The organism is Arthrobacter sp. 10N418 (assembly GCF_056394725.1).
Map to the genome: position 1 here is coordinate 1 of NZ_JBFTIK010000072.1, position 568 is coordinate 568.

1 protein-coding gene is annotated in these 568 nt (G+C 67.5%); it reads left to right on the top strand.

The genetic code is table 11. From position 1 onward, the window contains the following. Nucleotides 1–68 precede the first annotated feature (68 nt). Nucleotides 69–568: helix-turn-helix domain-containing protein (locus tag AC1DCZ_RS19365; RefSeq protein WP_476976014.1), on the top strand; the 500-nt coding region annotated here is incomplete at its 3' end.

Below are 568 nucleotides of genomic sequence, written 5' to 3' on the forward strand. Positions count from 1 at the left end.
CACGGTGAAAGGGTGAAGACCTCTTAGGTTGGTGGTTACCACACACACCTAACGACTAAGAGGTCTTCATGGTCCACCGTAATGCCCGTCTGACTCCTGCCGGTAGAGGCATCCTTGTCCAGCGCGTCCTTCAGGGCCGGCCCGTGGCCCACGTGGCCAAGGAAATGGGTGTTTCCCGTACCTGTGCGCACCGGTGGTTCCGGCGCTACCTGGAGCACGGCTGGGACGGCATGGAGGATCGTTCCTCCCGTCCGCTCTCATGCCCGCACGCGACCCCCGCGRCGAAGATCGACGAGGTCCTCGCGGCGCGGGAGAAGCACCGGGAAGGCCCGGTCGAGCTGGCCGAACGCTGTCACGTCCCGGCCCGCACGGTCTCCCGGATCATCGCCCGGGCCGGCCTGCCCCGGCTCTGGGAACTGGACCCCATCAGCGGCGAACGCATCCGGGCCGGCCGTGCCACCGACCACCGCTACGAACGCGACACCGCCGGGGAGCTGCTGCACATTGACGTGAAGAAGCTCGGGAAAATCCCTAAGGGCGGCGGCTGGCGGGTCCACGGCCGCAGCGA